Genomic DNA, 3,596 nt, shown 5'->3' with positions numbered 1-3,596 from the left:
ACGCTGGACGGAACCCTGACCCTGGCCAACGCCAAGGACACGTATTCCGGTGTGGCTTCGGGCCAGGGCGGGCTGACGGTTTCCGGTGGCACCGAGACGCTGACGGGCACGAACACCTACACAGGTGACACGTCTGTGGCCTCGGGTGCGGGTCTGGATCTTCCGGGCTCGGTGGCCGGCACGCTGACCACGGCCGGCACGACGGATGTCAATGGCGGCACGGTGGGTGGCACGACCACCAACAGCGGCACGCTGAGCGGCGAGAACGCCACCTTTGCCGCGATCGACAATACGGCCGGCACAGCAACGCTGGACGACAGCACGGCGGGTGCGGCGACCAACGCCGCGGGCGCGACCTTCTCCGCGACGGGTGGCACGCTGGCCAGTGCGGTGAACAGCGGCACGATGACGCTGGGTGCGGGCAATACGGTCTCGGGCGACGTCACCAACAGTAACGGCACGCTGACGCTGGACGGCGACACCATCACAGGCACGCTGGCTGCCAATGGCGGCACGTTCGACGTCACCAGCAACAATGCAACAGCCGGCTCCCTGGCGGGAGCTGGCAACGGCACGCTGGACGGAACCCTGACCCTAGCCAACGCCAAGGACACGTATTCCGGTGTGGCTTCGGGCCAGGGCGGGCTGACGGTTTCCGGTGGCACCGAGACGCTGACGGGCACGAACACCTACACAGGTGCGACAACGGTCAGTGGTGGCACGCTGCAGCTGGGCAATGGCGGGACAACGGGTGATGTCGCTGACAGCTCGGCGATCCACGACAATGGCACGCTGGTTGCTGATCGCAGTAACACGCTGACGCTGTCCCAGACCATTGATGGCACGGGTAGCCTGATCCAGAAGGGCGCAGGAACAACCATCCTGACAGGTGCGAACACCTACACAGGTGTGACAACGGTCAGTGGTGGCACGCTGGTTGGAACCACATCAAGCTTTGGTTCTGGCAACATTGTGAACCATGCAGCCTTCACTGTGGATCAGGACACAGACGGCACACTTGCCAACGTGATAGAGGGGGACGGCTCATTTACCAAAACCGGTAGTGGTCTGGTAAATATTGATCGTGATAACACCGGATTTACAGGGGCGACCGATGTCGACGCCGGTACACTTTCGGTGGATGGTCTACTTTCCAACTCAACTGTTACGGTGAATAATGGTGCTACATTGTCAGGAACAGGGACTGTTGGTAGCACGACCGTTGTTTCGGGTGGCACTATCTCTCCTGCTGGCAGTGGCTCTATTGGCACCCTGAATGTAAATGGTGATCTGGCGATGTCTTCCGGTTCCGTCCTGTCCGCAGGCGGCACGGCCTCTGAAACCGGCTCTATTATTTCTGTTAATAATAAAAATTATAGTTTGCTAAATAGCGATCTTGTAAAAGTAACAGGAAGAACAACTATTTCCGGGGGAATGGTCACTTTTGAAGTATCTAATGGTGGAAATATAAAATATGGTCAGGCTTATAATTTGCTGACGTCAGGAGGTGGTGTTTCTGGAAGGTATGATTCTCTTAATACAAATCTCACTAACTCTTATACATTTCTTTCTCCATCTCTATTTTATACGGCAAATGATGTTGATATTCTCTTGCAGAGAAACAATACGAGCTTCTCGGAACCCGGCGATACGCGCAATCAACACGAAACCGGTCGGGGTATGGATCATCTTCCGGCAGGAAATCCTGTAGTTCAAGCCATGGAGCAACTGAATGGTGCTGATGCCCGCAAGGCACTTGATGCACTATCGGGTGAAATTCACGCTTCGGCTCGAACGGCCATGATCGAGGATGCGTTTTTTGTCCGTGAAGCCGCGCTTGATCGTCTGGCTTTCGCGGATTGTGACGGTTCTTATGTCGATAATACGATCCGGACAGCAGCTGCAAACAAGAAGCGGGACGATGGAAGATGCTATTCTGATCGTGCTGTTTTCTGGGGAGAAGCTTACGGAAGCCTCGGTCGAAATTTTGGTAATGGTAATGCCGCAACCATGAACCATACTACAGCCGGCTTTATCATGGGCGTGGACACGCCGGTTTTTGAAACCGGACGGGTTGGTGCTCTGGTTGGATATGGAAGCTCTACCTACACAACAAGCAGTGGACGGGACTCTTCTGGGCAGAGCAACAATGTTACGCTTGGAGTGTATGGTGGTAATCACTGGGGAAATCTATATCTCAGCCTTGGAGCGAGCTATACTTGGAATATGATGAACACCCGTCGAACCGTCATGTTTGACGGGTACCAAGGTAACCGTTTGTCCAGCAGCTATCTTGGAGGAACGTCGCAGGGCTTTGGTGAACTAGGCTATAAGATTCGTAGTAAAACCATAGTGGTTGAGCCGTTTGCACGTGTTGCCTACGTCAACATGATGACTAATGCCTTCCATGAGCATGGTGGTCCCGATGCTCTGGATGGCAGAAAAACTGATACCGGTGTGACATTCTCAACTTTTGGCTTCCGAGCTTCCCAGACTATGAGAAGCGGCAATACGTTCATTACGCCGCATATCATGGTGGGTTATCGTCATGGTTTTGGCCTTACGATCCCCACGACTCATGAGATCTTTGCGGCAGCCGGAGCGGGCGATATGGATATTGCAGGCGTTCCGCTTGCGGCAGATTCAGCGGTCGTAAATGCCGGATTCAGTATCAAGGCAAGTGATCGTTTAGACATGGGATTGTCCTACGTTGGTCAATATGGCGTTCAGGCGATCGACAATGGTGTAAGATTTCGCATTACATATAAGTACTAAATTTTACTGTTATCTAGGGACTTCTCTAAGTTCCTCAAAATGGAGAAGCATATGAAAAAAATTCTCGGTATTGTTTTTCCTATACCGGTTGCTGCTGCAGCTGTAGTTGGGTTCTGGAGCATGCATTCCGTTGAGAGTCATGCCTCTGCCGGGACACCAGATCTGCGCAAAACCGTGAATGTTGCTGCCATGTCCCAGCAAGGTGCGCATTATATCTTGCCGAACGGAGCTTCATCCCTGAACGAGACTTACCAAGATTGGGTGGTACTATGCCAGAATACGACGTCAGGGGGGCGTTGTGCAGTGGCTCAACAACAATCCGACGGTAAGACACATCAGAGAATCTTGAGCGTACAATTGATGCCAAATGGTGATCACGTATCGGGAGTGATCATTCTACCTTTTGGACTGTCTCTATCAAAAGGCGTGAGTATTTTCGCTGACTCTAAGCCAGTTGTTGCACAGGTTTCCTTCAGCACCTGTGTCTCAGGCGGTTGTCTGGTGCCGGTTAATTTTACACGTCAACAGATGCTTCAACTACAGTCAGCAAAAAAACTGGAGGTCAAGGCAAGTTCTCTCGATAATCACTCTGTTGACTTACCAGTCTTCAGCAAAGGTTTGACAGAAGCCATGGCACGTATCACATCCCTTTCTTCAAGCACAAACTAGCAGCCTGTCGGGTTGGGGTACCCCTTGAAGCGGCGAGGGTATAGTATGTTGGGATGAGCCGCTTCATTCCCTTTGACCGATCTCAGCCGTATCTTCTGCCGCCTGATCTGAAGTCGTGGCTTCCGGCGGACGATATGGCGCATTTCATTGTC

The 3,596-nt window shown here is 52.9% G+C and carries 2 protein-coding genes; both read left to right on the top strand.

Features of this window, described 5'->3' with window-relative positions:
- A partial coding sequence (locus ACBR42_RS16730) for an autotransporter domain-containing protein (protein WP_371208785.1) occupies positions 1-2,775 on the top strand: 2,775 nt, incomplete at its 5' end.
- Between the two features lie 51 nt (positions 2,776-2,826).
- Entirely contained in the window at positions 2,827-3,444 is a 618-nt protein-coding gene (locus ACBR42_RS16725) for an invasion associated locus B family protein (protein ID WP_165927372.1), read from the top strand.
- The last annotated feature ends 152 nt before the right edge of the window (positions 3,445-3,596 follow it).

The organism is Komagataeibacter sp. SM21, from assembly GCF_041402665.1.
Lineage (GTDB): Bacteria > Pseudomonadota > Alphaproteobacteria > Acetobacterales > Acetobacteraceae > Komagataeibacter > Komagataeibacter saccharivorans.
The sequence above is the reverse complement of the archived record's forward strand: the minus strand, read 5'-3'. Positions and strand labels throughout refer to the sequence as shown.

Bases quoted from the DNA above. Each gene is read 5' to 3' on its own strand.
- ACBR42_RS16725 (WP_165927372.1), top strand. From the start codon at position 2,827: ATGAAAAAAATTCTCGGTATTGTTTTTCCTATACCGGTTGCTGCTGCA.